Annotated in this window: 24 protein-coding genes and 1 tRNA gene; 1 reads left to right on the plus strand and 24 read right to left on the minus strand. The window is 61.4% G+C overall.

Annotation, left to right across the window (positions count from 1 at the left end):
• Window positions 1–5: 5 nt before the first annotated feature.
• The 12 genes from rpsC to rpsL all read right to left on the minus strand — a co-directional run bounded on the left by rpsC (window position 6) and on the right by rpsL (window position 8,593).
• Window positions 6–713: a 30S ribosomal protein S3 gene (rpsC, locus tag ACX82Z_RS08685; protein ID WP_459587971.1), complete on the minus strand. Its 708-nt coding sequence runs from the start codon at window positions 711–713 to the stop codon at window positions 6–8.
• Window positions 713–1,099 carry a 50S ribosomal protein L22 gene (rplV, locus tag ACX82Z_RS08690; protein WP_252910751.1) on the minus strand — a complete coding sequence of 129 codons (387 nt, stop codon included), beginning with the start codon at window positions 1,097–1,099 and terminating at the stop codon, window positions 713–715. The genes rpsC and rplV overlap by 1 nt, the downstream gene beginning before the upstream one ends.
• A 2-nt stretch (window positions 1,100–1,101) precedes the next feature.
• Window positions 1,102–1,380 carry a 30S ribosomal protein S19 gene (gene rpsS / locus ACX82Z_RS08695; protein WP_459587973.1) on the minus strand — a complete coding sequence of 93 codons (279 nt, stop codon included), beginning with the start codon at window positions 1,378–1,380 and terminating at the stop codon, window positions 1,102–1,104.
• A 15-nt stretch (window positions 1,381–1,395) separates the two neighbouring features.
• The gene (rplB, locus tag ACX82Z_RS08700) at window positions 1,396–2,232 is read right to left on the minus strand and encodes a 50S ribosomal protein L2 (protein ID WP_459587974.1); all 837 of its coding nucleotides are present in this window, start codon (window positions 2,230–2,232) and stop codon (window positions 1,396–1,398) included.
• Window positions 2,233–2,252: 20 nt separating this feature from the next.
• Window positions 2,253–2,546, minus strand: a complete 294-nt coding sequence (locus ACX82Z_RS08705) for a 50S ribosomal protein L23 (RefSeq protein ID WP_459587976.1) — start codon at window positions 2,544–2,546, stop codon at window positions 2,253–2,255.
• Complete coding sequence (gene rplD / locus ACX82Z_RS08710; RefSeq protein ID WP_459587978.1) at window positions 2,543–3,163, minus strand: 50S ribosomal protein L4; 621 nt, start codon at window positions 3,161–3,163, stop codon at window positions 2,543–2,545. The genes ACX82Z_RS08705 and rplD overlap by 4 nt, the downstream gene beginning before the upstream one ends.
• Window positions 3,163–3,894, minus strand: coding sequence for a 50S ribosomal protein L3 (gene rplC / locus ACX82Z_RS08715; protein WP_459587980.1), 732 nt, complete (start codon window positions 3,892–3,894; stop codon window positions 3,163–3,165). Before rplC ends, rplD begins: the two co-directional genes overlap by 1 nt.
• A gap of 64 nt (window positions 3,895–3,958) precedes the next feature.
• Window positions 3,959–4,267 (minus strand): 30S ribosomal protein S10, encoded by a 309-nt coding sequence (gene rpsJ / locus ACX82Z_RS08720; protein ID WP_007066362.1) that lies wholly within the window; start codon window positions 4,265–4,267, stop codon window positions 3,959–3,961.
• A gap of 66 nt (window positions 4,268–4,333) precedes the next feature.
• Complete coding sequence (gene tuf, locus ACX82Z_RS08725; protein WP_459587982.1) at window positions 4,334–5,509, minus strand: elongation factor Tu; 1,176 nt, start codon at window positions 5,507–5,509, stop codon at window positions 4,334–4,336.
• Window positions 5,510–5,576: 67 nt separating this feature from the next.
• Window positions 5,577–7,667, minus strand: coding sequence for an elongation factor G (gene fusA, locus ACX82Z_RS08730; protein ID WP_459587984.1), 2,091 nt, complete (start codon window positions 7,665–7,667; stop codon window positions 5,577–5,579).
• 27 nt (window positions 7,668–7,694) lie between these two features.
• Window positions 7,695–8,165, minus strand: a complete 471-nt coding sequence (rpsG, locus tag ACX82Z_RS08735) for a 30S ribosomal protein S7 (RefSeq protein ID WP_252910743.1) — start codon at window positions 8,163–8,165, stop codon at window positions 7,695–7,697.
• Window positions 8,166–8,221: 56 nt separating this feature from the next.
• A complete protein-coding gene (rpsL, locus tag ACX82Z_RS08740) occupies window positions 8,222–8,593 on the minus strand; it encodes a 30S ribosomal protein S12 (protein ID WP_024585419.1) in 372 nt (123 codons plus the stop codon).
• A gap of 443 nt (window positions 8,594–9,036) precedes the next feature.
• Here rpsL and ACX82Z_RS08745 point away from each other — a divergent pair, with 443 nt between their 5' ends.
• Window positions 9,037–9,306: a transcriptional regulator gene (locus ACX82Z_RS08745; protein WP_459587986.1), complete on the plus strand. Its 270-nt coding sequence runs from the start codon at window positions 9,037–9,039 to the stop codon at window positions 9,304–9,306.
• A gap of 102 nt (window positions 9,307–9,408) precedes the next feature.
• Here ACX82Z_RS08745 and rpoC read toward each other — a convergent pair whose 3' ends face one another.
• The 12 genes from rpoC to ilvD form a co-directional block, all read right to left on the minus strand.
• Entirely contained in the window at window positions 9,409–13,608 is a 4,200-nt protein-coding gene (gene rpoC / locus ACX82Z_RS08750) for a DNA-directed RNA polymerase subunit beta' (protein WP_459587987.1), read from the minus strand.
• Window positions 13,609–13,752: 144 nt separating this feature from the next.
• Window positions 13,753–17,919 (minus strand): DNA-directed RNA polymerase subunit beta, encoded by a 4,167-nt coding sequence (gene rpoB, locus ACX82Z_RS08755; protein ID WP_459587989.1) that lies wholly within the window; start codon window positions 17,917–17,919, stop codon window positions 13,753–13,755.
• Window positions 17,920–18,112: 193 nt separating this feature from the next.
• On the minus strand, window positions 18,113–18,493 hold the full coding sequence (gene rplL, locus ACX82Z_RS08760; protein WP_252910739.1) for a 50S ribosomal protein L7/L12: 381 nt from the start codon (window positions 18,491–18,493) through the stop codon (window positions 18,113–18,115).
• Between the two features lie 60 nt (window positions 18,494–18,553).
• Window positions 18,554–19,072 carry a 50S ribosomal protein L10 gene (gene rplJ, locus ACX82Z_RS08765; RefSeq protein ID WP_459587991.1) on the minus strand — a complete coding sequence of 173 codons (519 nt, stop codon included), beginning with the start codon at window positions 19,070–19,072 and terminating at the stop codon, window positions 18,554–18,556.
• Between the two features lie 337 nt (window positions 19,073–19,409).
• Complete coding sequence (rplA, locus tag ACX82Z_RS08770) at window positions 19,410–20,117, minus strand: 50S ribosomal protein L1 (RefSeq protein WP_459587992.1); 708 nt, start codon at window positions 20,115–20,117, stop codon at window positions 19,410–19,412.
• Window positions 20,118–20,119: 2 nt separating this feature from the next.
• Entirely contained in the window at window positions 20,120–20,548 is a 429-nt protein-coding gene (rplK, locus tag ACX82Z_RS08775; protein WP_459587994.1) for a 50S ribosomal protein L11, read from the minus strand.
• Between the two features lie 135 nt (window positions 20,549–20,683).
• The gene (gene nusG, locus ACX82Z_RS08780; protein ID WP_252910734.1) at window positions 20,684–21,223 is read right to left on the minus strand and encodes a transcription termination/antitermination protein NusG; all 540 of its coding nucleotides are present in this window, start codon (window positions 21,221–21,223) and stop codon (window positions 20,684–20,686) included.
• A gap of 25 nt (window positions 21,224–21,248) precedes the next feature.
• On the minus strand, window positions 21,249–21,452 hold the full coding sequence (gene secE, locus ACX82Z_RS08785) for a preprotein translocase subunit SecE (protein ID WP_459587996.1): 204 nt from the start codon (window positions 21,450–21,452) through the stop codon (window positions 21,249–21,251).
• Between the two features lie 257 nt (window positions 21,453–21,709).
• Window positions 21,710–21,785: transfer RNA gene (locus tag ACX82Z_RS08790), tRNA-Trp, on the minus strand.
• 273 nt (window positions 21,786–22,058) lie between these two features.
• Complete coding sequence (gene tuf / locus ACX82Z_RS08795) at window positions 22,059–23,234, minus strand: elongation factor Tu (protein ID WP_459587982.1); 1,176 nt, start codon at window positions 23,232–23,234, stop codon at window positions 22,059–22,061.
• A 149-nt stretch (window positions 23,235–23,383) separates the two neighbouring features.
• Window positions 23,384–24,193 carry a tetratricopeptide repeat protein gene (locus ACX82Z_RS08800; RefSeq protein ID WP_459587997.1) on the minus strand — a complete coding sequence of 270 codons (810 nt, stop codon included), beginning with the start codon at window positions 24,191–24,193 and terminating at the stop codon, window positions 23,384–23,386.
• Window positions 24,180–25,904 carry a dihydroxy-acid dehydratase gene (gene ilvD / locus ACX82Z_RS08805; RefSeq protein ID WP_459587999.1) on the minus strand — a complete coding sequence of 575 codons (1,725 nt, stop codon included), beginning with the start codon at window positions 25,902–25,904 and terminating at the stop codon, window positions 24,180–24,182. Before ilvD ends, ACX82Z_RS08800 begins: the two co-directional genes overlap by 14 nt.
• Window positions 25,905–26,123: the final 219 nt, after the last annotated feature.

A 26,123-nucleotide genomic window follows, 5' to 3' on the forward strand; every position in this document is an offset into this window, starting at 1 on the left:
GCCATTCAGGCGTTTTCGCGACGGCGGCCCTGGCCACCTTGCGAATCGCCCTCGATGGCGCGGCGTTCCGAAGCCATCGGGTCGTGCTCCAGGATCTCGCCCTTGAACACCCAGACCTTCACGCCGCAGATACCATAAGCGGTCTGCGCTTCGGCCGTGCCGTAATCGACGTCGGCGCGCAGCGTATGCAGCGGCACGCGGCCTTCACGGTACCATTCCATACGCGCGATTTCCGCACCGCCCAGACGACCCGCGCAGTTGATGCGGATGCCCTCGGCGCCCAGACGCATCGCCGACTGAACGGCACGCTTCATGGCGCGGCGGAACGCAACACGGCGCTCGAGCTGCTGTGCGATCGACTGCGCGACCAGCTTGGCGTCGATCTCCGGCTTGCGAACCTCGACGATGTTGAGGTGCGTCTCGGACTTCGTCATCTCGGTGAGCTTCTTGCGAAGCTTCTCGATGTCGGCGCCCTTCTTGCCGATGATCAGACCCGGGCGAGCAGCGTGGATCGTCACGCGGCACTTCTTGTGCGGACGCTCGATCACGATCTTCGAAACGGCGGCCTGCTTCAGTTCCTTCTCGAGATACGAGCGGATCTTCAGGTCTTCGTGCAGCAGCTTGCCGTACTCGCCGGTGTTCGCGTACCAGCGCGAATCCCAAGTGCGGTTGATGCCGAGACGGAAGCCAACCGGATTGATTTTCTGACCCATTATGCGGCCTCCACTTCTTCAACTTCGCGCACGACGATCGTCAGGTGCGAGAAAGGCTTCTCGATGCGCGAGGCACGGCCGCGGCCACGAGCGTGGAAACGCTTCATGACGATGGACTTGCCGACATAGGCCTCGGCGACCACCAGAGCATCGACGTCAAGGTCGTGATTGTTCTCGGCGTTCGCAATCGCGGACTGAAGCGTCTTCCTGACGGTTTCAGCGATACGCTTGCGCGAGAATTCGAGTTCGTTCAGCGCCGTACCCACCTTCTTGCCGCGGATAAGAGCGGCAACGAGGTTGAGCTTCTGCGGGCTGACACGAATGGTGCGCAGAACGGCGCGTGCCTCGTTGTCAGCAAGCCTGCGCGGAGCCTTGGCCTTGCCCATCGTTACTTCCTCTTTGCCTTCTTGTCCGCGCCGTGGCCGTAGTAGGTACGGGTGGGCGAAAACTCACCGAATTTCTGGCCGACCATATCCTCGGACACATTGACCGGAATATGCTTCTGACCGTTGTAAACACCGAAGGTGAGGCCGACGAACTGCGGCAGGATGGTGGAGCGACGGCTCCACATCTTGATCACCTCGTTACGACCGCCTTCGCGAACCTTATCCGCCTTCTTGAGCAGATAGCCGTCGACGAACGGGCCTTTCCAAACTGAACGGGTCACGTTGACACCCTTTCCTTAGCTCTTGCGCGCATGGCGCGAGCGCATGATGAACTTGTCGGTCGACTTGTTGGACCGCGTCTTCTTGCCCTTGGTGGGCTTGCCCCAGGGCGTGACCGGATGACGGCCACCGGACGTGCGTCCTTCACCACCACCATGCGGGTGATCGACCGGGTTCATGGCAACACCGCGAACGTGCGGACGCTTGCCCAGCCAGCGCGAACGACCGGCCTTGCCCAGGTTGATGTTGCCGTGGTCCGGGTTCGAAACCGCACCGACAGTTCCCATGCACGAGCCATGGACGAGGCGCTGCTCGCCCGAGTTCAGACGAAGGATCGCCATGCCCTGATCGCGACCGACGAGTTGGGCGTAGGACCCGGCCGAACGTGCGACCTGACCACCTTTGCCCGGCTTCAGCTCGACATTGTGGACGATCGTGCCGACCGGCATCGAGCCCAGCGGCATCGCATTGCCCGGCTTCACGTCGATCGCCTTTTCACCGGCGATCACCTTGTCGCCGACGGCAAGACGCTGCGGCGCCAGGATGTATGCCAGTTCGCCGTCTTCGTACTTCAGGAGCGCGATGAAGGCGGTGCGGTTCGGGTCGTATTCGATGCGCTCAACCGTCGCCGACACGTCGAACTTGCGACGCTTGAAGTCGATGATGCGGTAGGTGCGCTTGTGACCGCCGCCCTGGTAGCGTGCAGTGACGCGACCGGCGTTGTTGCGGCCGCCTGCCGACTTCAGGCCCTCGGTCAAACCCTTGACGGGCTTTCCCTTGAAGAGGCCCGAGCGGTCGACGATGACCAACTGGCGGGTGCCTGGCGTTACCGGATTGAATTTCTTAAGTGCCATTTTCCTGTCCTTCCGGTCGCTCAGAGGCCCGTCGAGACGTCGATCGACTGGCCGTCAGCCAGTGTCACGACAGCCTTCTTGACGTCGCTCGTGCGGCCGATGGTGCCGCGGAAACGCTTCACCTTGCCCTTGCGGACGAGCGTGTTGACGCCGGTGACCTTGACCCCGAAAAGCGCCTCGATGGCCGCCTTGATCTCGGGCTTCGTCGCCTTGCGGGCGACATTGAAGACCACCTGGTTGTTTTCGGAAGCCATTGTCGACTTCTCGGTGATCGCCGGCGAGACGATCACGTCATAATGGCGAAGATCCGTCATTTGAACCGCTCCTCGAGGGCTTCGACAGCCGCCTTGGAAAGCACCAGCTTGCCGCGACGCAGGATGTCGTAGACGTTGATGCCCTGAACCGGCAGCACGTCGATATTGGCGATGTTTGCAGCGGCGCGCTTGAAGTTCTGGTCGAGCTCAGCGCCGCCGATGACGAGCGCGTTGGTCAGACCGAGCTTCGCGAAGTTTGCGACCATCGCCTTGGTCTTGGCGTCCGATGCGACCAGATCGTCGATGACGATGAGGTCGGACGCCTTGGCCTTGGCCGACAGAGCGTGCTTCAGGCCGAGCGCACGGACCTTCTTGGGAAGGTCGTGAGCGTGGCTGCGAGCGACCGGGCCGTGGGCCTTGCCACCGCCGCGGAACTGCGGAGCGCGTGCCGAGGAGTGACGGGCGCGGCCCGTACCCTTCTGCTTGTACATCTTGGCACCGGTACGCGCGATTTCCGCGCGGCCCTTGGCCTTGTGCGTGCCCTGCTGCTTCTTGGCAAGCTGCCAGCGCACGACGCGCTGCAGGATGTCCTCGCGGGGCTCAAGACCGAAGATCTCGTCGGAGAGCTTCAGCTTGCCGGCCTCGTCGCCGGTGAGCGTGGTGATTTTCAGATCCATCATTCGGCTCCTTCGGCAGCCGGGGCATCTTCGCCCTTGGAGGCTTCGCTCTTGGCGGCGGCGCGGATCGCGGCCGGCATCGGCGCATTGTCCGGCCGAGCCGACTTGACTGCGTCGCGAACGACGATCCAGGCGCCCTTGGAGCCCGGAACCGCGCCGCGGATCAGGATCAGACCACGGTCGAGATCGGTCGAAACGACTTCGAGGTTCTGCGTCGTCACGCGGGTCGCACCCATATGACCGGCCATCTTCTTGCCCTTGAAGACCTTGCCCGGATCCTGGCGCTGACCGGTCGAACCGTGCGAACGGTGCGAGACCGAGTTACCGTGCGTCGCGCGGCCACCACCGAAGTTGTAGCGCTTCATGACACCCTGGAAACCCTTGCCGACCGAAGTACCCGTGACATCGACCTTCTGGCCGGCCACGAAATGCTCGGCGGTGATTTCGGCACCGATGTCGAGCATGTTGTCTTCGGAGACGCGGAACTCGGCAAGCTGCGATTTCGGCTCGACGCTGGCGGTCGCGAAATGACCGCGCATCGCCTTCGACGTGTTCTTGACCTTGGCAAGGCCGACACCGAGCTGCACTGCCGTGTAGCCGTTCTTTTCCTGGGTACGCTGGGCGACGACCTGGCAGTTCTCCATGCGGAGAACCGTCACCGGCACATGCTCGCCTGCGTCGTTGTAGACGCGCGTCATCCCGACTTTCTGTGCAATTACACCTGAACGCATTTTCTCGTTCTTCCTTCAGAGGAACCTTAGGAGCTTTCGCCCGGTCGGTTCGTGTCTTTGCTCGTTAGAGCTTGATCTCGACGTCGACGCCGGCAGCAAGATCGAGCTTCATCAGCGCGTCGACCGTCTGCGGGGTCGGGTCGACGATGTCGAGAAGACGCTTATGCGTGCGCATCTCGAACTGCTCGCGGCTCTTCTTGTCGATGTGCGGCGAGCGGTTGACCGTGAACTTCTCGATACGGGTCGGCAGCGGAATGGGGCCACGGACGTTCGCGCCGGTGCGTTTTGCGGTCGACACGATTTCGCGCGTCGAGGCATCCAGCACACGGTGGTCAAACGCCTTGAGGCGGATGCGGATGTTCTGTCCGTTCATGCGTTTCTTCCTTCAAGTCTTTCGCGGCGCGGGGCATTCCCGCGCCCGCGACAGACCGCTTTCCTGTTATTCCGTGATGCTTGCGACGATGCCGGCGCCGACGGTGCGGCCGCCTTCGCGGATGGCGAAGCGCAGCTTCTCTTCCATCGCGATCGGAACGATCAGTTCCACGTCGACCGTGATGTTGTCGCCCGGCATAACCATCTCCGTGCCTTCCGGCAGCGTCACGATGCCCGTCACGTCCGTCGTGCGGAAGTAGAACTGCGGACGGTAGTTCGTGAAGAACGGCGTATGACGGCCACCTTCTTCCTTCGTCAGGATGTAGGCTTCGGCAACGAACTTCTTGTGCGGCTTCACCGAACCCGGCTTGCACAGAACCTGACCGCGCTCGACGCCCTCACGATCCACACCGCGGATCAGCGCGCCGATGTTGTCGCCGGCCTGGCCCTGGTCCAGAAGCTTGCGGAACATCTCGACGCCCGTAACCGTCGTCTTCTTGGTGTCGCGGATGCCGACGATCTCGACTTCCTCGCCAACCTTGACGATGCCGCGCTCGACGCGGCCGGTCACGACCGTGCCACGGCCCGAGATCGAGAACACGTCTTCGATCGGCATCAGGAACGGCTGGTCGATCGGACGCTCAGGCGTCGGGATGTAGGCGTCGACTTCGGCCATCAGCTTGCGGATCGCGTCCTCGCCGATTTCCTTGTTCGAATCTTCAAGAGCGGCCAGCGCCGAACCCTTGACGATCGGAATGTCGTCGCCCGGGAAGTCGTACATCGACAGAAGCTCGCGCACTTCCAGCTCGACCAGTTCGAGAAGCTCGGCGTCGTCGACCTGATCGACCTTGTTCAGGAACACCACGACAGCCGGCACACCGACCTGACGGGCGAGCAGGATGTGCTCACGCGTCTGCGGCATCGGGCCGTCAGCGGCCGAACACACCAGGATCGCGCCGTCCATCTGCGCGGCACCCGTGATCATGTTCTTCACATAGTCGGCGTGGCCGGGGCAGTCGACGTGTGCATAGTGACGGTTTTCCGTCTCGTACTCGACATGCGCCGTCGAAATCGTGATGCCGCGCGCCTTTTCTTCCGGAGCCGCGTCGATCTGGTCATACGCGCGGAACTCACCGAAGTACTTCGTGATCGCAGCCGTCAGCGACGTCTTGCCATGGTCAACATGGCCAATCGTGCCAATGTTCACATGCGGCTTGTTACGCTCAAATTTACCCTTCGCCATGTGAATTCTCCATTCCTTGTTGGCCTTGTCAGGCTTTGTGTTCGTTTATGCGAAGCCCGACAGGCGCTTACGCGTATTTCTTCTGGATTTCCTGAGCGACGGCCTGCGGGACCGGCTCGTAATGGTCGAACTGCATCGTGTACTGGGCGCGGCCCTGCGACATCGAACGCAGCGTATCGACGTATTTGAACATGTTGGCCAGCGGCACCATCGCATTGATGACAACCGCAACGCCGCGTGCTTCCTGTCCCTGAATCTGGCCACGACGGCCGTTCAGATCGCCGATGACCGAGCCGACGTAATCTTCCGGCGTCACGACCTCGACCTTCATGATCGGCTCAAGAAGCTGTGCACCAGCCTTCTGCGCGCCTTCACGGAAAGCCGCACGGGACGCGATTTCGAACGCCAGCACCGAGGAGTCGACGTCGTGGAAGGCGCCGTCCATCAGCGTCGCCTTGACGCCGAGCATCGGGAAGCCCGCGACCGGACCGGACGAAAGAACGCTCTGGATGCCCTTCTGGACGCCCGGAATGTATTCCTTCGGAACAGCACCGCCGACGATCTTGGACTCGAAGACGAACTCTTCGCTGTCCGGGTTCGGCTCGAAGACCAGCTTGACGCGGGCGAACTGGCCCGTACCGCCGGTCTGCTTCTTGTGCGTGTAGTCGACTTCGGCAACACGCGTGATCGTCTCGCGGTAGGCAACCTGCGGCGCGCCAACGTTTGCTTCGACCTTGAACTCGCGCTTCATGCGATCGACGAGAATGTCGAGGTGAAGCTCGCCCATGCCGGCGATGATCGTCTGACCCGACTCTTCGTCCGTCTTGACGCGGAACGAAGGATCTTCGGCAGCAAGGCGGTTGAGCGCGAGGCCCATCTTTTCCTGGTCGCCCTTGGTCTTCGGCTCGATCGCGATCTGGATGACCGGATCGGGGAATTCCATACGCTCAAGAATGACCGGCTTCAACGGATCGCAAAGCGTGTCGCCCGTCGTCGTGTCCTTGAGACCGGCAAGCGCGACGATGTCGCCAGCAAATGCCTCTTCGATGTCCGAACGCGAGTTCGAGTGCATCTGAAGCATGCGACCGATGCGCTCCTTCTTCTCCTTAACGGTGTTCTCGAGCGAAACGCCCTTCTTGAGAACGCCGGAATAGATGCGGCAGAAGGTGAGCGAGCCGACGAAGGGATCGTTCATGATCTTGAACGCCAGCATCGAAAGCGGCTCTTCGTCCGAGGACTGACGAGCGATTTCGGCTTCCGTCTTCGGATCGATGCCCTTGATGGCCGGAACTTCGACCGGCGAAGGCAGGAAGTCGACGACGCCGTGAAGCAGCGGCTGCACGCCCTTGTTCTTGAAGGCCGAGCCGCAGAACATCGGGAAGAACTTGACTTCGATCGTGCCCTTGCGGATCAGCGCGCGAAGCTCGTCGTTGGACGGCATGACGCCTTCGAGATAACGCTCCAGAGCGCCCTCGTCCATTTCGACGGCCGTCTCGATCATCTGCTCGCGGAACTCGGCCGCACGCTCTTTAAGATCGTCCGGAATTTCGACGACGTCCCACTCCGCGCCGAGGTTCTCGGACTTCCAGACCAGGGCGTTCATCTCGATCAGATCGACGACGCCTGCGAAATCGTTCTCGGCGCCGATCGGAAGCTGAACGACGACCGGCGTCGCGCCGAGACGGCTCTTGACCATCTCGACCGAGCGGTAGAAGTCCGCGCCGATCTTGTCCATCTTGTTGCAGAAGATCATGCGCGGGACATGATACTTGTCGGCCTGACGCCAGACAGTCTCGGTTTGCGGCTCGACGCCTGCGTTGGCGTCGAGGAGCGCAATCGCACCGTCGAGAACGCGCAGCGAACGCTCGACTTCAATCGTGAAGTCGACGTGGCCGGGCGTGTCGATGATGTTGAAGCGGCGCTTCTTGCCGTCGCGGCCTTCCCAGAACGTAGTCGTCGCAGCGGAGGTGATCGTGATGCCACGCTCCTGCTCCTGCTCCATCCAGTCCATGGTGGCGGCACCGTCGTGGACTTCGCCGATCTTGTGCGACTTACCCGTGTAGAACAGGATGCGCTCGGTCGTCGTCGTCTTGCCGGCGTCGATATGCGCCATGATACCGAAATTACGGTAGTCTTCGATCTTATAATCGCGGGCCATGATTGTGCCTTTCCCAGATCGCCGGAATTACCAGCGGTAGTGCGCGAAGGCGCGGTTGGCTTCGGCCATCTTGTGCGTATCTTCACGCTTCTTGACTGCCGTGCCGCGATTGTTCGAGGCATCCATGAGTTCGCCGGACAGGCGATCGATCATGGTGGTCTCGTTGCGGTTGCGGGCAGCCGTGATCAGCCAGCGGATCGCCAGAGCCTGACGGCGCTCGGGGCGAACGTCGACCGGAACCTGATACGTAGCACCACCAACGCGGCGCGAGCGGACCTCGACGTGCGGCGCGACGTTGTCGAGCGCAGTGTGGAACACGCCGACCGGCTCCTGCTTGGTCTTCGACTCGAGCTGCTCCAGAGCACCGTAGACGATGCGCTCGGCAGCCGACTTCTTACCGTCGAACATGACGGCGTTCATGAACTTGGTGATGATCAGGTCGCCGAATTTCGGATCCGGGTTGATCTCACGCTTTTCTGCACGGTGGCGTCTGGACATATTTCTCGTCTTTCACGATCAGCAGCCGGCGGCATGACCCGCCCGGCCGGAAAACCTTACTTCGGACGCTTGGCGCCGTACTTCGAACGACGCTGCTTGCGGTTCTTGACGCCCTGGGTATCCAGCACGCCGCGGATGATGTGGTAGCGAACGCCCGGAAGATCCTTCACGCGGCCGCCGCGGATCATGACCACCGAGTGCTCCTGAAGGTTGTGACCTTCGCCCGGGATGTAGCCGATCACTTCGAAACCATTGACGAGACGAATCTTTGCGACCTTACGCAGAGCCGAGTTCGGCTTCTTCGGCGTCGTCGTGTAGACGCGCGTGCAAACGCCGCGCTTCTGTGGGTTGGCCTGCATGGCCGGAACCTTGTTTCGCTTCACCGGCGCAATGCGCGGCTTGCGGATCAACTGGTTGACGGTAGGCATTAAAACCTTCCTCTTTCTCTCAAACTCGTGTCTCAAGCCCGTCAGGGCGCCCGGCGGCAGCATGTTCCATGCACGAATTCGGGCAAAACACCGCCTTGACGGTTTCGCCCAACAAACGCAGAGGAAGCATTGCTGCTTCGTGCAGGCCGGAAATGTGTCGTCGCTCGTAGAACGAACCCTGTTTGAGACAAACTCCAAAGCGCGTCGCTTCGAAAAGGAAAGTCTCACATCGGCTCAGACGAGGCGGCTTCTAACCCCACGGCGGGCAATCGTCAACCCTCAAGCCACCAATTTCAGGCGTTGCGCGCGTTGCGCACTCGGGCTCGTAATTTTGTGTCGCCAAATGCCGCGTTGACGGACGATAATTCCCGATGTCTGCAGCACCTTGCGAACCTGATGGACCATGCCGTATGGAATCGCTCAAAAGACAGATCGAGATCATCATGAACGACAACGAAGAACCCCGAGTCATCATCATTGTGGGGCAGGTCTGGCGCAGCGAATCGTCCGCGCCCGAAAGAATCAACGTGCTTCTGCGCGCGCCCGATGACGATACGGCCGTGCGCATGACGCTCGAAGCGTTGAAGCGCGAAGGCTACGGGCGCGCCGAACTCGACCAGATCGGCGAACTGGAAGGCATGCCGGACGAAGAGCCGCATATGTCGGCCTGGCAAGGCGCTATGGAGGGCGAGATCGCCATCGTCACGATGTAGGAATGGCGGGCGACGTTCAGGGGCCGAAACCGCCCTCGCCTGCCCGACATAAAAAAGGCCGCCGGATTTCTCCGGCGGCCTTTTCGCTTTTGTGAGCGAGCCTTATTCGGCCGCGTCGTTCGTCATGTCCGCGAGCATCGGGCTTGCCGTTTCGGCTCCCGAAGTCTTGCGGCGCTCGTCGAGGATCAGATCGTCGCGCGCCGATGCGATGCGACGGATCTGGCTCATCTGGCCGCCGGTACCGGCGGGGATGAGACGGCCGACGATGACGTTTTCCTTCAGGCCCTGCAGCGTGTCGATCTTGCCGGCAACCGCCGCCTCGGTGAGCACGCGGGTCGTCTCCTGGAAGGAGGCGGCCGAGATGAAGGACGGCGTCTGGAGCGAAGCCTTGGTGATGCCGAGCAGCACGGGCTCGCCGGCAGCCGGCTTCTTGCCTTCCTCGATCAGGCGGTCGTTGATCTCGTCGAGCTCGATCGAGTCGACGTGATCGCCCGGAATGTACTGCGAGTCGCCCTGCTCCGTGATCTCGACCTTCTGCAGCATCTGGCGAACGATCACCTCGATGTGCTTGTCGTTGATCACGACGCCCTGCAGACGGTAGACCTCCTGGATCTCGTTGACGAGGTAGGAAGCCAGCGCCTCGACGCCCTTGATCGCAAGGATGTCATGCGGGGCCGGGTTGCCGTCGAGGATGTAGTCGCCCTTCTCGATGGTGTCGCCTTCCTGGAGGTGGAATGGCTTGCCCTTCGGGATCAGGTATTCGACCGGCTCCACCTGCTCATCATGCGGTTCGATGACGATGCGGCGCTTGTTCTTATAGTCGCGACCGAACTTCACCGTACCGTCGATCTCGGCGATGATGGCGTGGTCCTTCGGACGACGCGCCTCGAAGAGCTCGGCAACACGCGGCAGACCGCCGGTGATGTCCTTCGTCTTGGCGCTTTCCATCGGAACACGCGCGATCACGTCGCCCGGATTGACCTTGGCATCCGGCTCGACCGACAGGATCGCCTCGACCGACAGCAGGAAGCGTGCATCGCCACCCTTCGACAGCTTCAACACCTTGCCCTTTTCGTCCATCACCGTGATGGCCGGCTTCAGGTCCGTACCGCGCGGCGTCGAACGCCAGTCGATGACCTCACGCTTGGTGATGCCGGTCGACTCGTCGGCCGTTTCCTGAACCGAAATACCGTCGACCAGATCTTCGAAGACGACCTTGCCGCCGACTTCGGTGAGGATCGGACGGGTATACGGGTCCCATTCGGCGATACGCTGGCCACGCTTCACCGCATCGCCCTCGTCGACGAAAATGCGCGAGCCGTAGGTTACGCGGTGAACTGCGCGTTCCTTGCCCGCCTCGTCGGCGATGACGACCGCCATGTTGCGGCCCATGACGACCAGATGGCCGTCCGAGTTGCGCACCACGTTGCGGTTGCGGATCTTCACCGTGCCTTCGTACGACGCTTCAAGGAACGAGCTATCGACCACCTGTGCCGTACCGCCCATGTGGAAGGTACGCATGGTGAGCTGCGTTCCCGGCTCGCCGATCGACTGTGCCGCGATGACGCCGACAGCCTCACCCTGGTTGACGGGCGTACCGCGTGCAAGGTCACGGCCATAGCAGACCGCGCAGACGCCGGTGCGAACGTCGCAGGTCAGAGCCGAGCGGATGCGCACGGACTGAATACCTGCCTTTTCGACGGCGTCGACATCGCGTTCGTCGACGAGCGTGCCCGCCTTGACGATGACGTCACCCGAAACCGGGTGCACGATGTCGTCGAGCGACGTACGGCCGAGGATACGCTGGCCGAGCGAAGCCACGACCTGTCCCGCATCCACGATCGGCTGCATGGTCAGGCCCTTGTCGGTGCCGCAATCGACCGCGTTGACGATGCAGTCCTGCGCCACATCGACGAGACGACGCGTCAGGTAGCCCGAGTTCGCCGTCTTCAAGGCGGTGTCGGCCAGGCCCTTACGGGCACCGTGGGTGGAGTTGAAGTACTCCAGAACGGTCAGACCTTCCTTGAAGTTCGAGATGATCGGCGTCTCGATGATCTCGCCCGAGGGCTTGGCCATCAGGCCGCGCATGCCGGCAAGCTGACGCATCTGCGTCGGCGAACCACGGGCACCCGAATGCGACATCATGTAGATCGAGTTCATCGGCTTTTGACGCTTGTCGTCGCCGAACTCGACCGCCTTGATGCGGCCCATCATCTCGTCGGCGACCTTTTCCGAGCACTTGGCCCAGGCGTCGACGACCTTATTGTACTTCTCGCCCTGCGTGATCAGGCCGTCATTGTACTGCTGCTCGTATTCCTTCGCGAGCGCTTCGGTATCCGCGACCAGCTTGGCCTTGGTGTCCGGAATGACCATGTCGTCCTTGCCGAACGAAATGCCGGCCATGCAGGCGCGGGCGAAGCCGAGAGCCATGATGCGATCGCAGAAGATGACCGTCTCTTTTTGACCGCAGTGGCGGTAGACGGTGTCGATCATCTTGGAGATGTTCTTCTTGGTCATCTCCTGATTGCAGGTCTCGAACGGCACATTGACGTTCTTCGGCAGCAATTCGCCGATGAGCATACGGCCCGGCGTGGTGTCGTAGATCTTCGAAACGGGCTTGCCTTCGGCATCGACCGTCTTGAAACGACCCTTGATCTTGGCATGCAGCGTGACCGACTTGGTCTCGAGCGCATGCTGGAGTTCGCCCATGTCGGCAAACACCATGCCCTCGCCCGGCTCGTTCTCGTTGACGATCGACAGGTAATAAAGGCCAAGCACCATGTCCTGCGACGGCACGATGATCGGTGCGCCGGACGCCGGATGCAGGATGTTGTTCGTCGACATCATGAGCACGCGCGCTTCCAGCTGGGCTTCCAGCGAAAGCGGCACGTGAACGGCCATCTGGTCGCCATCGAAGTCGGCGTTGAAGGCCGTGCAGACGAGCGGGTGAAGCTGGATCGCCTTACCCTCGATCAGGATGGGTTCGAATGCCTGAATACCAAGACGGTGAAGCGTCGGCGCGCGGTTCAGGAGAACCGGGTGCTCGCGAATGACCTCGTCGAGGATGTCCCAGACTTCCGGACGCTCCTTCTCGACCAGCTTCTTCGCCTGCTTGACGGTCGAGGAGTAACCCTTGGCGTCGAGGCGGGCATAGATGAAGGGCTTGAAGAGTTCGAGCGCCATCTTCTTCGGCAGGCCGCACTGGTGCAGCTTGAGTTCCGGACCCGTCACGATGACCGAGCGGCCCGAATAGTCGACGCGCTTGCCGAGCAGGTTCTGACGGAACCGGCCCTGCTTGCCCTTGAGCATGTCGGAGAGCGACTTCAGCGGGCGCTTGTTGGCGCCCGTGATGACGCGGCCGCGACGGCCGTTGTCGAACAGCGCATCGACCGCTTCCTGAAGCATGCGCTTCTCGTTGCGGATGATGATGCCCGGTGCGCGCAACTCGATCAGCCGCTTCAGGCGGTTGTTACGGTTGATGACGCGGCGGTAAAGATCGTTCAGGTCCGAGGTCGCGAAGCGGCCGCCGTCCAGCGGCACCAGCGGACGCAGGTCCGGCGGGATGACCGGGACGATCTTCATGATCATCCACTCGGGACGATTGCCCGACTCCATGAAGTTCTCGACGACCTTAAGCCGCTTCAGAAGCTTCTTCTGCTTCAGTTCGGACGTGGTCGTGGCGAGCTCGGAACGCAGATCGCCCGCGATCTTCTCCAGATCCATGCCTGCGAGAAGATCGTGGATCGCTTCCGCGCCGATCATGGCGGTGAACGAATCCTCGCCATATTCGTCAACGGCCAGCATGTAGTCTTCCTCGCTGAGAAGCTGATGCTCCTTCAGCGCGGTCAGGCCCGGCTCGGTGACGATGTAGTTCTCGAAATAGAGAACGCGCTCGATGTCCTTCAGCGTCATGTCGAGAAGCGTGCCGATGCGGCTCGGCAGCGACTTCAGGAACCAGATATGCGCGACGGGGGCAGCAAGCTCGATGTGGCCCATGCGCTCGCGGCGCACGCGCGACAGCGTGACCTCGACGCCGCACTTCTCGCAGATGACGCCCTTGTACTTCATGCGCTTGTACTTGCCGCACAGGCACTCATAATCCTTGATGGGACCGAAGATGCGCGCGCAGAACAGGCCGTCACGCTCGGGCTTGAACGTACGATAGTTGATGGTTTCCGGCTTCTTGATCTCGCCGTACGACCAGGAGAGAATCTTGTCCGGGCTGGCCAGCGAAATCCGGATCGAATCGAAATTCTGTGCCGGCGCCTGAGGGTTGAAAAGATTCATGACCTCTTGGTTCATGCCGTTCTCCTTACGGGACCCGTGGTCCCTTTCCTGGACGGACGCGACGCTGGGGCTTCGTCGCGCGTCTGAATTCTAGCGGACATTCGCCGGACCGTTCCGGCAGGACGGGCGCCGCCGACAAGCGGCGCCCTGCCCTCGGTTTTACTCTGCGGCGTCTGGCAGCTGCTGCTGCTCGTTTTCCGCCTGCGTGTTCTCCAGCTCGACATTGAGGCCAAGCGAACGCATTTCCTTGACGAGAACGTTGAAGCTCTCAGGAATGCCCGCCTCGAACGTGTCGTCGCCGCGAACGATGGCTTCGTAGACCTTGGTACGGCCGGCGACGTCATCCGACTTCACCGTCAGCATCTCCTGTAGCGTGTAAGCCGCGCCGTATGCTTCCAGCGCCCAGACCTCCATCTCGCCGAAGCGCTGGCCACCGAACTGCGCCTTGCCGCCCAGCGGCTGCTGGGTAACGAGCGAGTAAGGTCCGATCGAACGCGCGTGGATCTTGTCGTCGACCAGGTGGTGCAGCTTGAGCATGTAGATGTAGCCCATCGTCACCTTGCGGTCGAACGGCTCGCCCGTGCGTCCGTCATAGACGGTCGACTGACCGCTCGTATGAAGACCCGCCTGCGTCAGCAGTTCGTTGATGTCGGCCTCGTTGGCACCGTCGAAGACCGGCGTCGCGATCGTGACACCGTGCTTCATCTGGTCAGCCAGACGCAGGACGGAATCGTCGTCATAGTCGCGAACCGGCTCGTTGCGGTCGTTCGCCGGAATGATGTCCTCGATCGTGGCACGCAGCGGCTTGATATTGCCGTCAGCGTTATACGCCTCGATGAGTTCACCGATCTTGCGACCCATGCCCGCACAGGCCCAGCCAAGGTGCGTTTCGAGAATCTGCCCGACATTCATGCGCGACGGCACGCCCAACGGATTGAGCACGATGTCGGCATGCGTGCCGTCCTCGAGGAACGGCATGTCTTCCGCAGGCAGAATCCGCGACACGACACCCTTGTTGCCATGACGGCCGGCCATCTTGTCGCCGGGCTGCATCTTGCGCTTTACGGCAACGAAGACCTTGACCATCTTCATGACGCCGGGCGGCATCTCGTCGCCGCGCTGCACCTTTTCGACCTTATCCATGAAGCGCTGCTCGAGCGCCTTTTTGGAGTCGTCGTACTGGCCGCGAAGCGCTTCGAGTTCGCCCTGAAGCTTCTCGTCGCCAAGCGCGAACTGCCACCACTGCGAGCGCGGGTAATCCGTCAGGGTCGAACGCGCGAGCGCGCCGCCCTTCTTGAAGCCCTTCGGTCCGGCGATGACTTCCTGATTTTCCAGAAGGTCAGCAAGACGCGAATAGACGTTGCGATCCAGAATCGCCTGCTCGTCGTCGCGGTCCTTGGCCAGACGCTCGATCTCCTCGCGCTCGATCGCCATCGCGCGCTCGTCCTTCTCCACGCCGTGACGGTTGAAGACGCGCACTTCGACGACCGTGCCGTAGGCGCCGGGTGGCATGCGCATGGACGTGTCACGAACGTCGGACGCCTTTTCACCGAAGATGGCGCGCAGGAGCTTTTCCTCCGGCGTCATCGGGCTTTCGCCCTTCGGCGTGATCTTGCCGACAAGGATGTCGCCTGGCTGCACTTCCGCGCCGATATAGGTGATGCCGGCTTCGTCGAGGTTCTTCAGCGCTTCTTCCGAGACGTTCGGAATGTCGCGCGTGATTTCCTCCGGCCCAAGCTTGGTATCACGCGCCATGACCTCGAACTCCTCGATATGGATCGAGGTGAAGATGTCATCGGCGACGATGCGCTCGGAAAGAAGGATCGAATCCTCGTAGTTGTAGCCGTTCCACGGCATGAACGCGACGAGCACGTTGCGGCCGAGCGCCAGATCGCCCAGATCGGTCGAAGGACCGTCCGCGAGGATGTCGCCCTTGTTCACCGGATCACCGACCTTCACCAGCGGACGCTGGTTGATGCAGGTGTTCTGGTTCGAACGCTGGAACTTCATCAGGCGGTAGATATCGACGCCGGACTTGCCCGGATCGAGATCTTCCGTCGCGCGGATAACGATACGCGTCGCGTCGACCTGATCGACGATGCCGCCACGGCGTGCGCCGATGGCAGCGCCCGAGTCACGTGCGACAATCGGCTCCATGCCGGTGCCGACGAATGGCGCTTCGGCGCGCACCAGCGGCACGGCCTGACGTTGCATGTTCGAGCCCATCAGAGCGCGGTTGGCGTCGTCGTTTTCCAGGAACGGGATGAGAGCCGCGGCGACCGAAACGAGCTGCTTCGGCGACACGTCCATCAGATCCACGTTTTCACGCGGGGCCATCATCACCTCGCCGGCATGACGGCAGATCACGAATTCTTCCGTGAACTGGCCACTGGCGTCGAGTTCGGCGTTCGCCTGAGCGACGTAGTGCTTGGCTTCTTCCATCGCCGACAGATAGACGACGTCCTGGCTGACCTTGCCGTCGATGATCTTGCGGTACGGGCTTTCGATGAAGCCGTACTTGTTCACGCGGGCAAAAGTCGCGAGCGAATTGATCAGACCGATATTCGGGCCTTCCGGCGTCTCGATCGGGCAGATGCGGCCGTAATGCGTCGGGTGAACGTCGCGAACTTCAAAGCCGGCGCGCTCACGCGTCAGACCGCCGGGTCCAAGCGCCGAAAGACGACGCTTATGCGTGATTTCCGACAGCGGGTTCGTCTGATCCATGAACTGCGAAAGCTGCGAGGAACCGAAGAACTCGCGCACTGCGGCGGCAGCCGGCTTGGCGTTGATCAGGTCCTGCGGCATCACCGTGTCGATCTCGATCGAGGACATACGCTCCTTGATCGCGCGCTCCATGCGAAGCAGGCCGACGCGGTACTGGTTCTCCATCAGTTCGCCGACCGAACGCACACGGCGGTTGCCGAGATTGTCGATGTCGTCGATCTCGCCCTTGCCGTCGCGCAGTTCGACGAGCGTCTTGACAACAGCGAGGATGTCGTCCTTGCGCAGAACGCGCACGGTATCCTCGGCGTCGAGTTCCAGACGCATGTTCATCTTGACGCGGCCGACGGCCGAAAGATCGTAGCGCTCCGCATCGAAGAACAGCGAATTGAACATCGCCTCGGCGGTGTCGATTGTCGGCGGCTCGCCCGGACGCATGACGCGGTAGATGTCGAACAGCGCGTCCTGGCGGCTCTCGTTCTTGTCGACCGCGAGCGTGTTGCGGATATACGCGCCGACATTGACGTGATCGATGTCGAGAACGCTGATCTCGTCATGGCCGAGCTTCAACAGCTCGATCAGATTGCCCTTGCGCTCGCCCGACTTGGCGTCGACCGTCAATTCCAGCTCGTCGCCGGCTTCGAGATAGATCTCGCCCGTCTCCGGGTTGACGATGTCCTCGGCCAGATAGTTGCCGACGAGATCGTCTTCCGTGGCCTTGAGATATTTCAGGCCCTTCTCGGTGAGCTGCTTGGCCTGACGCGCCGTGATCTTCTTGCCGGCCTCGACGACGACTTCACCGGTGTCAGCGTCGACAAGATCAGTGACGGCCTTCATGCCGCGGAAACGCTCGGCCGAGAACGGAATGCGCCAGTGGTCGCCCGCATTCTCGAAAATGATCTTGTTGTAGAAGGTCGAGAGGATTTCCTCGCCGTCCATGCCGAGCGCCATCAAGAGCGACGTCGCCGGAATCTTGCGGCGACGGTCGATGCGCGCATGCACGACGTCCTTGGAATCGAACTCGATGTCGAGCCACGAGCCACGATAGGGAATGACGCGCGCGGCGAACAGGAGCTTGCCCGACGAATGCGACTTGCCCTTGTCGTGATCGAAGAAGACGCCCGGCGAACGGTGCATCTGCGAGACGATAACGCGCTCGGTACCGTTGACGATGAAGGTGCCGTTCGACGTCATCAGGGGCATATCGCCCATGTAGACGTCCTGCTCCTTGATGTCCTTGATCGACTTCGAACCCGTATCCTCGTCGATATCGAACACGATCAGACGAAGCGTGACCTTGAGCGGCGCTGCGAAGGTCAGGTCGCGCTGCCGGCACTCGTCCACGTCGAACTTGGGTGCTTCGAACTCATACTTGACGAATTCCAGCATCGCCGTTCCGGCAAAATCCTGGATCGGGAACACCGACTTGAAAACCGCCTGAAGTCCCTCTTCCGGACGCCCGCCCTTGGGCTCCTTCACCATGAGGAACTGATCATAGGATGCCTTTTGAACCTCGATCAGGTTCGGCATCTCCGCAACTTCCGGAATGTTTCCGAAGAACTTGCGTACGCGCCTGCGACCATTGAACGTCTGGGTCTGGGCCATCGTCGCTCCTTGCTGCCTTTTGGCTAACTCTGCCAATCATCTGCCGCGCGTTAACGCGGCCTAACCGTCAAAACGGGTAAAAACCCGTTTCCTGAAAGCCGTTTCCGGCCCACAGGAAAGAGGTTTTTCACATCCGCTTTTCCCAGTGGGACCAGCGGGCGACATGAAGCCGCCCGCCGAAAACCCAAAGGGCTTACTTGAGCTCGACCTTGGCGCCTGCCTTTTCGAGCTGTTCCTTGACCTTGCCGGCCTCGTCCTTCGACACGCCTTCCTTGACGGGCTTCGGAGCGCCTTCGACGAGGTCCTTGGCTTCCTTGAGGCCGAGACCCGTGATCGCACGGACTTCCTTGATGACGTTGATCTTGTTGGCACCGGCGTCGGTGAGAACAACGTCGAACTCGGTCTTCTCTTCCTCTGCGGCGGCGGCACCACCAGCAGCGCCACCGGCAGCCGCGACGGCAACCGGAGCAGCGGCGGAAACGCCCCACTTCTCTTCGAGCATCTTCGAAAGCTCAGCCGCCTCGAGGACGGTCAGGCTCGACAGGTCTTCAACGATCTTTGCGAGATCAGCCATTTTTTCAGTTCCTTATAAAAGTTCGAATGTGTGTTGGTATTTTGACAGCGAAGAACAGCCTTAGGCGTTCTCGTCCTTCCGGGCGTAGGCGCCGAACACCCGGGCGAGCTGACCCGCCGGTGCGTTGACGACCTGTGCAATCCGGGTTGCCGGGGTCTGAACCATACCGACAATCTTGGCCCGGAGCTCGTCGAGCGACGGAAGCGAGGCAAGAGCCTTCACCTTGTCGGCGTCGAGTGCGGTCTCGCCCATGGCTCCGCCGATGATGACAAGCTTGTCATTCGTCTTGGCGAAGTCGGACGCGACCTTGGGGGCCACAACCGGATCGTCCGAATACGCAATCAGGGTCTGTCCCTTGAACAGCACCTGAATTTCTTCGGACGGCGTACCCTGAAGAGCGATCTTGGCAAGACGGTTCTTCGCGACCTTTACCGTGCCGCCAGCTTCGCGCATCTTGGAACGAAGATCGTTCATCTGCGCGACGGTGAGGCCGGCGTAGTGGGCCACAACGACTGAACCCGTGCTTGCAAACACATCGTTCAGGCCTGTGACGAATTCGCGTTTTTCCGCTCTTTCCACTGCCTATCTCCAATTGACAGCCGTCTTGCGACGACTATCGGGTTGCCTTTGCCGCACGGGCTTTCCTTAAAAGGATCGCCCGAACGACGTTCGAGGATCCTGCCCCCTTTTCTCCAGACCGGCGAAGCCGGCTTGACAGACAAAAGGCACACACGGTTCGAACCTTTCTTGCGGGATCAACCCGCCAAAAAGCCTCTCACCCGTCTCATGCAGACCCTTAAGAATTAAGGCTTCTTCAAAAGAACAAGCCGCCTGCAATCTCGGACAGGATTTCCAGGGATTTCTCCCCGGATATCCGGGCCCCGTGAGGCCCGGAATTCTTCAAAATCCGCGCTTGTTAAGCTGCGGGCGCCGTCACGGACGACGGGTCGAGCTTGACGCCCGGGCCCATGGTCGAGGACAGCGCGACCTTCTTGACGTAGTTGCCCTTGGCACCCGTCGGCTTGGCCTTGATGACCGCATCGGCGAATGCGCGGACGTTTTCTTCGAGCGCCTTGGCGTCGAACGAAGCCTTGCCGACGCCGGCGTGAACGATACCCGCCTTCTCGACGCGGAACTCGACGGCACCGCCCTTCGAAGCCTTGACGGCTGCGGCGACGTCCGGCGTAACCGTGCCGACCTTCGGGTTCGGCATCATGCCGCGCGGGCCGAGCACCTTACCGAGACGACCGACGAGCGGCATCATGTCCGGCGTCGCGATGCAGCGGTCGAAATCGATTTCGCCCTTCTGCACCGTCTCGACCAAATCTTCCGCGCCAACGATGTCGGCACCGGCAGCCTTGGCTTCCTCAGCCTTGTCGCCACGCGCGAAGACGGCGACGCGAACGTCGCGGCCCGTGCCGTTCGGCAGGTTGACGACGCCGCGGACCATCTGGTCAGCGTGGCGCGGATCGACGCCGAGATTCATTGCGATCTCGATCGTCTCGTCAAACTTGGCGGTTGCGCGGTCCTTGAGGAGCGAAATAGCTTCCGAAAGGCCGTACTGCTTGTCCACGTCGACGCCTTCACGCGCCTTGGTGATACGCTTTGCTGCTTTCGTCGCCATGATCAGCCCACCACTTCCAGGCCCATGGAACGGGCGGAGCCCTCGACCATGCGCATTGCAGCCTCAACGTCGTTGGCGTTGAGATCCTTCATCTTGGCTTCGGCGATCTCACGGACCTTGTCGCGCGAAATCTTGCCGGCAACCGACTTGCCCGGCTCCTTGGAGCCCGACTTCAGGTTGATCGCCTTCTTCAGGAAGTAGGACACCGGCGGCGTCTTCATCGCGAAGGTGAAGGATTTGTCCTGATAATAGGTGATCACGACGGGGATGGGCGAACCCTTCTCCATCTCCTGGCTCTGCGCGTTGAACGCCTTGCAGAATTCCATGATGTTGATGCCACGCTGACCAAGCGCAGGACCGATCGGGGGCGACGGAGTCGCGGACCCGGCGGGAACCTGAAGCTTGAGCTGGCCTGCAATTTTCTTAGCCATTACTCGTCTGCCTTCGTTTTACAGCTGCCGGCCAATACCGGCGGTTCTTGCAGATCGGTGGTACGGATTTCGACAGCCGGCCAGGCCGCCTCACCTTCCACCTGCGACGGACCGCTTTTGGCGATCCGGCTCCGATCAGACCTTCTCGACCTGACCGAATTCGAGATCGACGGGCACAGCACGCCCGAAGATCGAAACTTCCACCTTGAGGCGCGAACGCTCCTCTTCCACTTCCTGCACCGTTCCGTTGAACGATGCGAACGGACCATCCGAAACGCGAACGGCCTCGCCGATCTCGAAAGTGACCGACGGCTTCGGACGCTCGACGCCTTCCTGCACCTGATGCAGGATGCGGTTCGCCTCGGCTTCGGAGATCGGGACCGGCTTGGCCGTCGTGCGATCTTCACCAAGGAAACCCGTCACGCGCGGCGTATTCTTCACGAGGCTGATGACAGCGTCCGTCAGGTTCGCCTTCATCAGGACATAACCGGGGAAGAACTTACGCTCGGCATCGACCTTCTTGCCACGGCGGATTTCGACGACCTTTTCGGTCGGAACGACGATTTGCTCGATCTTATCCGACAGGCCCTTTTGCTTGGCCTTGTGCTCGATATCCTCGGCGACCTTCTTTTCGAAGTTCGAGTAAGCGTGGACGATGTACCACCGCGCAGTCATTCTAATGGCTCTCCGTATTGGCAGGTCAGCGAGCGATCCCGAGGATCAGTTCGATACCCCACGCCATGAGCTGGTCGGCGGCGAAAAAGAAGACGGCAGCAAGAGCCGCAAAAACCAAAACCATGACGGTCGAGATCAAGGTCTCGCGCCGCGTCGGCCACGTCACCTTGGACGTTTCCGTCCGAACCTGTTGCAGGAAGGTGAATGGGTTGGTTGTCTTGGACGCCATCTGCCGCTCATTTTCTTTTGCGGTCCAGCACATGGAGAAAGCCCCCAGCGCCGTCCCATTATATCGAACAGTCAGGCCGCCGCCCCCGTGCGCCGGCCAACTTCGGAACCGCGAAACGAATCGATGAAAGTGCTTCGTCCATGCAATTCAGGCGCGTAAAGCCGTTTTCCGGCTCCACGCACCGCGTGTTCGTCGGGCGTAGATAGAGGCGAATGCACGATGATGCAAGCGCTTTGTTACACAATGTAGTGGGAAACTGGCAGGGGCAGCAGGGCTTGAACCCGCGACCTGCGGTTTTGGAGACCGCCGCTCTACCAACTGAGCTATACCCCTTCAGGTGCGTGGCTTCTCCCACAAGTGCCGGCGCATTTCAAGCATTCGATGCACCAATCCCTGCATTTTACGCTGGACGATTCGGGCAACGCAACGTCACCTCAATGCGCTTGCCGAAACGAAATCGGGCGACCCGAAGGCCGCCCGTTATCAAAGTGAGTCGCGACGCTCGATTACTCCGGTAATCGAAGCGACGATACCGGCGCCGCAGGCAAAGCGCTTGCGCCCTTTGCCCATTTTATTGCGTCGGTAGCTTTCGGCCTCGACGTTCGATTACTCGGTAATCGAAGCGACGATGCCGGCGCCGACGGTGCGGCCGCCTTCGCGGATGGCGAAGCGCAGCTTCTCTTCCATCGCGATCGGAACGATCAGTTCCACGTCGACCGTGATGTTGTCGCCCGGCATAACCATCTCCGTGCCTTCCGGCAGCGTCACGATGCCCGTCACGTCCGTCGTGCGGAAGTAGAACTGCGGACGGTAGTTCGTGAAGAACGGCGTATGACGGCCACCTTCTTCCTTCGTCAGGATGTAGGCTTCGGCAACGAACTTCTTGTGCGGCTTCACCGAACCCGGCTTGCACAGAACCTGACCGCGCTCGACGCCCTCACGATCCACACCGCGGATCAGCGCGCCGATGTTGTCGCCGGCCTGGCCCTGGTCCAGAAGCTTGCGGAACATCTCGACGCCCGTAACCGTCGTCTTCTTGGTGTCGCGGATGCCGACGATCTCGACTTCCTCGCCAACCTTGACGATGCCGCGCTCGACGCGGCCGGTCACGACCGTGCCACGGCCCGAGATCGAGAACACGTCTTCGATCGGCATCAGGAACGGCTGGTCGATCGGACGCTCAGGCGTCGGGATGTAGGCGTCGACTTCGGCCATCAGCTTGCGGATCGCGTCCTCGCCGATTTCCTTGTTCGAATCTTCAAGAGCGGCCAGCGCCGAACCCTTGACGATCGGAATGTCGTCGCCCGGGAAGTCGTACATCGACAGAAGCTCGCGCACTTCCAGCTCGACCAGTTCGAGAAGCTCGGCGTCGTCGACCTGATCGACCTTGTTCAGGAACACCACGACAGCCGGCACACCGACCTGACGGGCGAGCAGGATGTGCTCACGCGTCTGCGGCATCGGGCCGTCAGCGGCCGAACACACCAGGATCGCGCCGTCCATCTGCGCGGCACCCGTGATCATGTTCTTCACATAGTCGGCGTGGCCGGGGCAGTCGACGTGTGCATAGTGACGGTTTTCCGTCTCGTACTCGACATGCGCCGTCGAAATCGTGATGCCGCGCGCCTTTTCTTCCGGAGCCGCGTCGATCTGGTCATACGCGCGGAACTCACCGAAGTACTTCGTGATCGCAGCCGTCAGCGACGTCTTGCCATGGTCAACATGGCCAATCGTGCCAATGTTCACATGCGGCTTGTTACGCTCAAATTTACCCTTCGCCATAGTCAGTCTTCCCTTGGGCGCCTTGTATGCGGTTCGGTTAAAAGATGCGGGGGCGATAACGAGTGCGGGGCAAAAACACAAGAGTTTTATTGCCCGCCGGTCGCAGCGGCAGAACACCGCGCCCCCCATTGGATTGCATTCAGATAGGATCAGTTGGCGCCTTGTGCCAGAATATCTTCGGCAAGCGCGATGGCCGTGCGCCGGTCAGCTTCCGGCGCGAGCGCGAACGCCTCTTCCTGCATGTTACGAATCCAGCCCTGATCGGAGGGCGAGGCGCGATGAAGCGCCGCCGTCATCATGGCCAGACCGCGCACGACGCGGCCGCTGCGGAACAACAAATCGCCGAGCGTGGCTTCGGCTCCGACATGGCCCTTCTCGGCCGCAAGCTGCAGCCAGCGCGCCGCCTGCTGGACATTGGCTTTGAAGCCTTCGCCGCCGAGGAACATGCGGCCGATCTCGTATTGCGCGTCGGGATGGCGATAGGACGCTGCCGCACGCATGTAATATTCCTGCGCGGCCATCGGGTTGGCCGCGACTGGCGAACCTGGAATGCCGCGCCGCAGATAGCCTGCAACCGCGACCAGCGCGTCAGCGACGTAAGAATCGTCCGGGCCGCCCGGTTCGACTTCCTGCTGCACGATCGCCTGATAGAAACGAAACGCCTCGTAGTCGTTCTGCGTGACGCCGTCGCCCTGCGCATACATCGTCGCCAGCTTCCAGCTCGCACCGATCTGGCCGTTTTCGGCCGCATAGCGATAGGCTTCGACGGCCTCATCCTTGTCACCGGCCTTGTAAGCCGAAAAGCCGAAGCGGAAAACGGCCCAGGGGCTGCGCTTTTCGCCGCTCTCGGCCTGCGCCATCTGGTCGTCCAGCGCATGCGCGGCAGATGCGCTCGCGAACACGCCGCCCGCGAGGGAACAAACCACCAGACCTGCCCTGCAAAGATCAGATGTCCGCATAGCAATGCGCTTCTTTGGCCCCGCCGGGATGAGTCACGGCGCCGTTCAGCGCCGAACCCACCGTCTGGGCATATTTCCAGATTGCGCCCGACTGGTAATCCGTCGTGCGCGGTTTCCATGCCTTGCGGCGTTCTTCGAGGTCTTCTTCGGACAGATCGACCGACATGTCGCCGACGGTCGCGTCGATGGTGATCATGTCGCCGTCGCGCAAAAGGCCGATCGGGCCGCCGACTGCCGCCTCCGGCCCGACATGGCCGATGCAGAACCCGCGCGTCGCGCCGGAAAACCGGCCATCGGTGATCAAGGCGACCTTGTCACCCATGCCCTGCCCGTAGAGCGCGGCCGTGGTCGACAGCATCTCGCGCATGCCTGGCCCGCCTTTCGGCCCCTCGTAACGGATGACGAGCACTTCGCCCTCGCGGTAGCCGCGCGCGGTCACTGCCTCAAAGCACTCTTCTTCGGAATCGAAGCAGCGCGCGGGTCCGGTGAATTTGAGGTTCTTCATGCCAGCCACCTTCACGATCGCTCCTTCGGGCGCCAGATTGCCGTTGAGGCCAACGACGCCGCCAGTGACCGTGATCGGCCGGTTTGCCGGGCGGACGACGTCCTGCTCGTCGTTCCAGCGAACATTCTCCATATTTTCGGCAACAGTACGGCCAGTCACCGTCAGGCAGTCGCCGTGGAGGTAGCCGTGCTCAAGCATGGTCTTCATGAGAAGTGGGATGCCGCCGGCCTCGAACATGTCCTTGGCGACATATTTTCCGCCCGGTTTAAGGTCGGCGATGTAAGGCGTCTTCTCGAAGATGCGGGCGACGTCGAAGAGGTCGAACTCGATGCCGACCTCATGCGCGATCGCGGGCAGATGCAGGGCCGCATTCGTCGACCCGCCCGTGGCCGAGACTACGGCTGCCGCGTTTTCCAGCGCCTTCAAGGTGACGATATCGCGCGGGCGAATGTTCTTCGCGACCAGTTCCATGATCTTTTCGCCGGAGGCGTAGTTGAACCGATCGCGCATCTCGTATGGCGCGGGCGCGCCGCAGGAATAGGGCAGCGCAAGGCCGATCGCCTCGGCGACCGTCGCCATCGTGTTGGCCGTGAACTGCGCGCCGCAGGAACCGGCGGACGGACACGCGGCCTGCTCGACTTCCAGCAGATTCTCGTCGGAAATCGTGCCGACCGAGTGCTGGCCGACAGCCTCGAACACATCCTGAACCGTGATCTGGCGACCGCGCCAGGAACCCGGCAGGATCGAACCGCCGTAAATGAAGATCGACGGCACGTTGAGGCGCACCATGGCCATCATCATGCCCGGCAGCGACTTGTCGCAGCCGGCAAGACCGACAAGCGCGTCATAGCAATGGCCGCGCATCGTCAGTTCGACACTGTCGGCGATCACGTCGCGCGAAACGAGCGAGGCCTTCATGCCCTGATGGCCCATCGCGATGCCGTCCGTCACGGTGATGGTGCAGAACTCGCGCGGTGTGCCGTTTGCCGAAGCGACGCCCTTTTTCACCACCTGCGCCTGCCGCATCAGCGAAATGTTGCAGGGCGCGGCCTCGTTCCAGCAGGACGCGACGCCGACCAGTGGCTGGGCGATCTCTTCGGCCGACAGGCCCATGGCATAAAGATAGGAGCGATGAGGCGCACGCGCCGGGCCCACGGTGACGTGGCGGCTGGGCAGGTTTGCCTTGGAAATCGCTTTGGCGTCCATCTCGATCCCGGCAGCCCTGGGCGGGCCGCTTGTTATGTGCCGTTCGCGGGCGGAAACCCTGCGGACCGGCTTATGCTTTCGACCTGCGCCCGGTTTATGGCCGGAAGTGGGCACAGCTTTTCAGCCGGTCATGTATACAGGTATCGAGTTGAAAGAGTGTTGCACCAAAAACACAAATCGCGCCTCGAGGGGCGCGATTTGATTGAATAACGATTCATT

Source organism: Aliihoeflea sp. PC F10.4 (assembly GCF_054612275.1).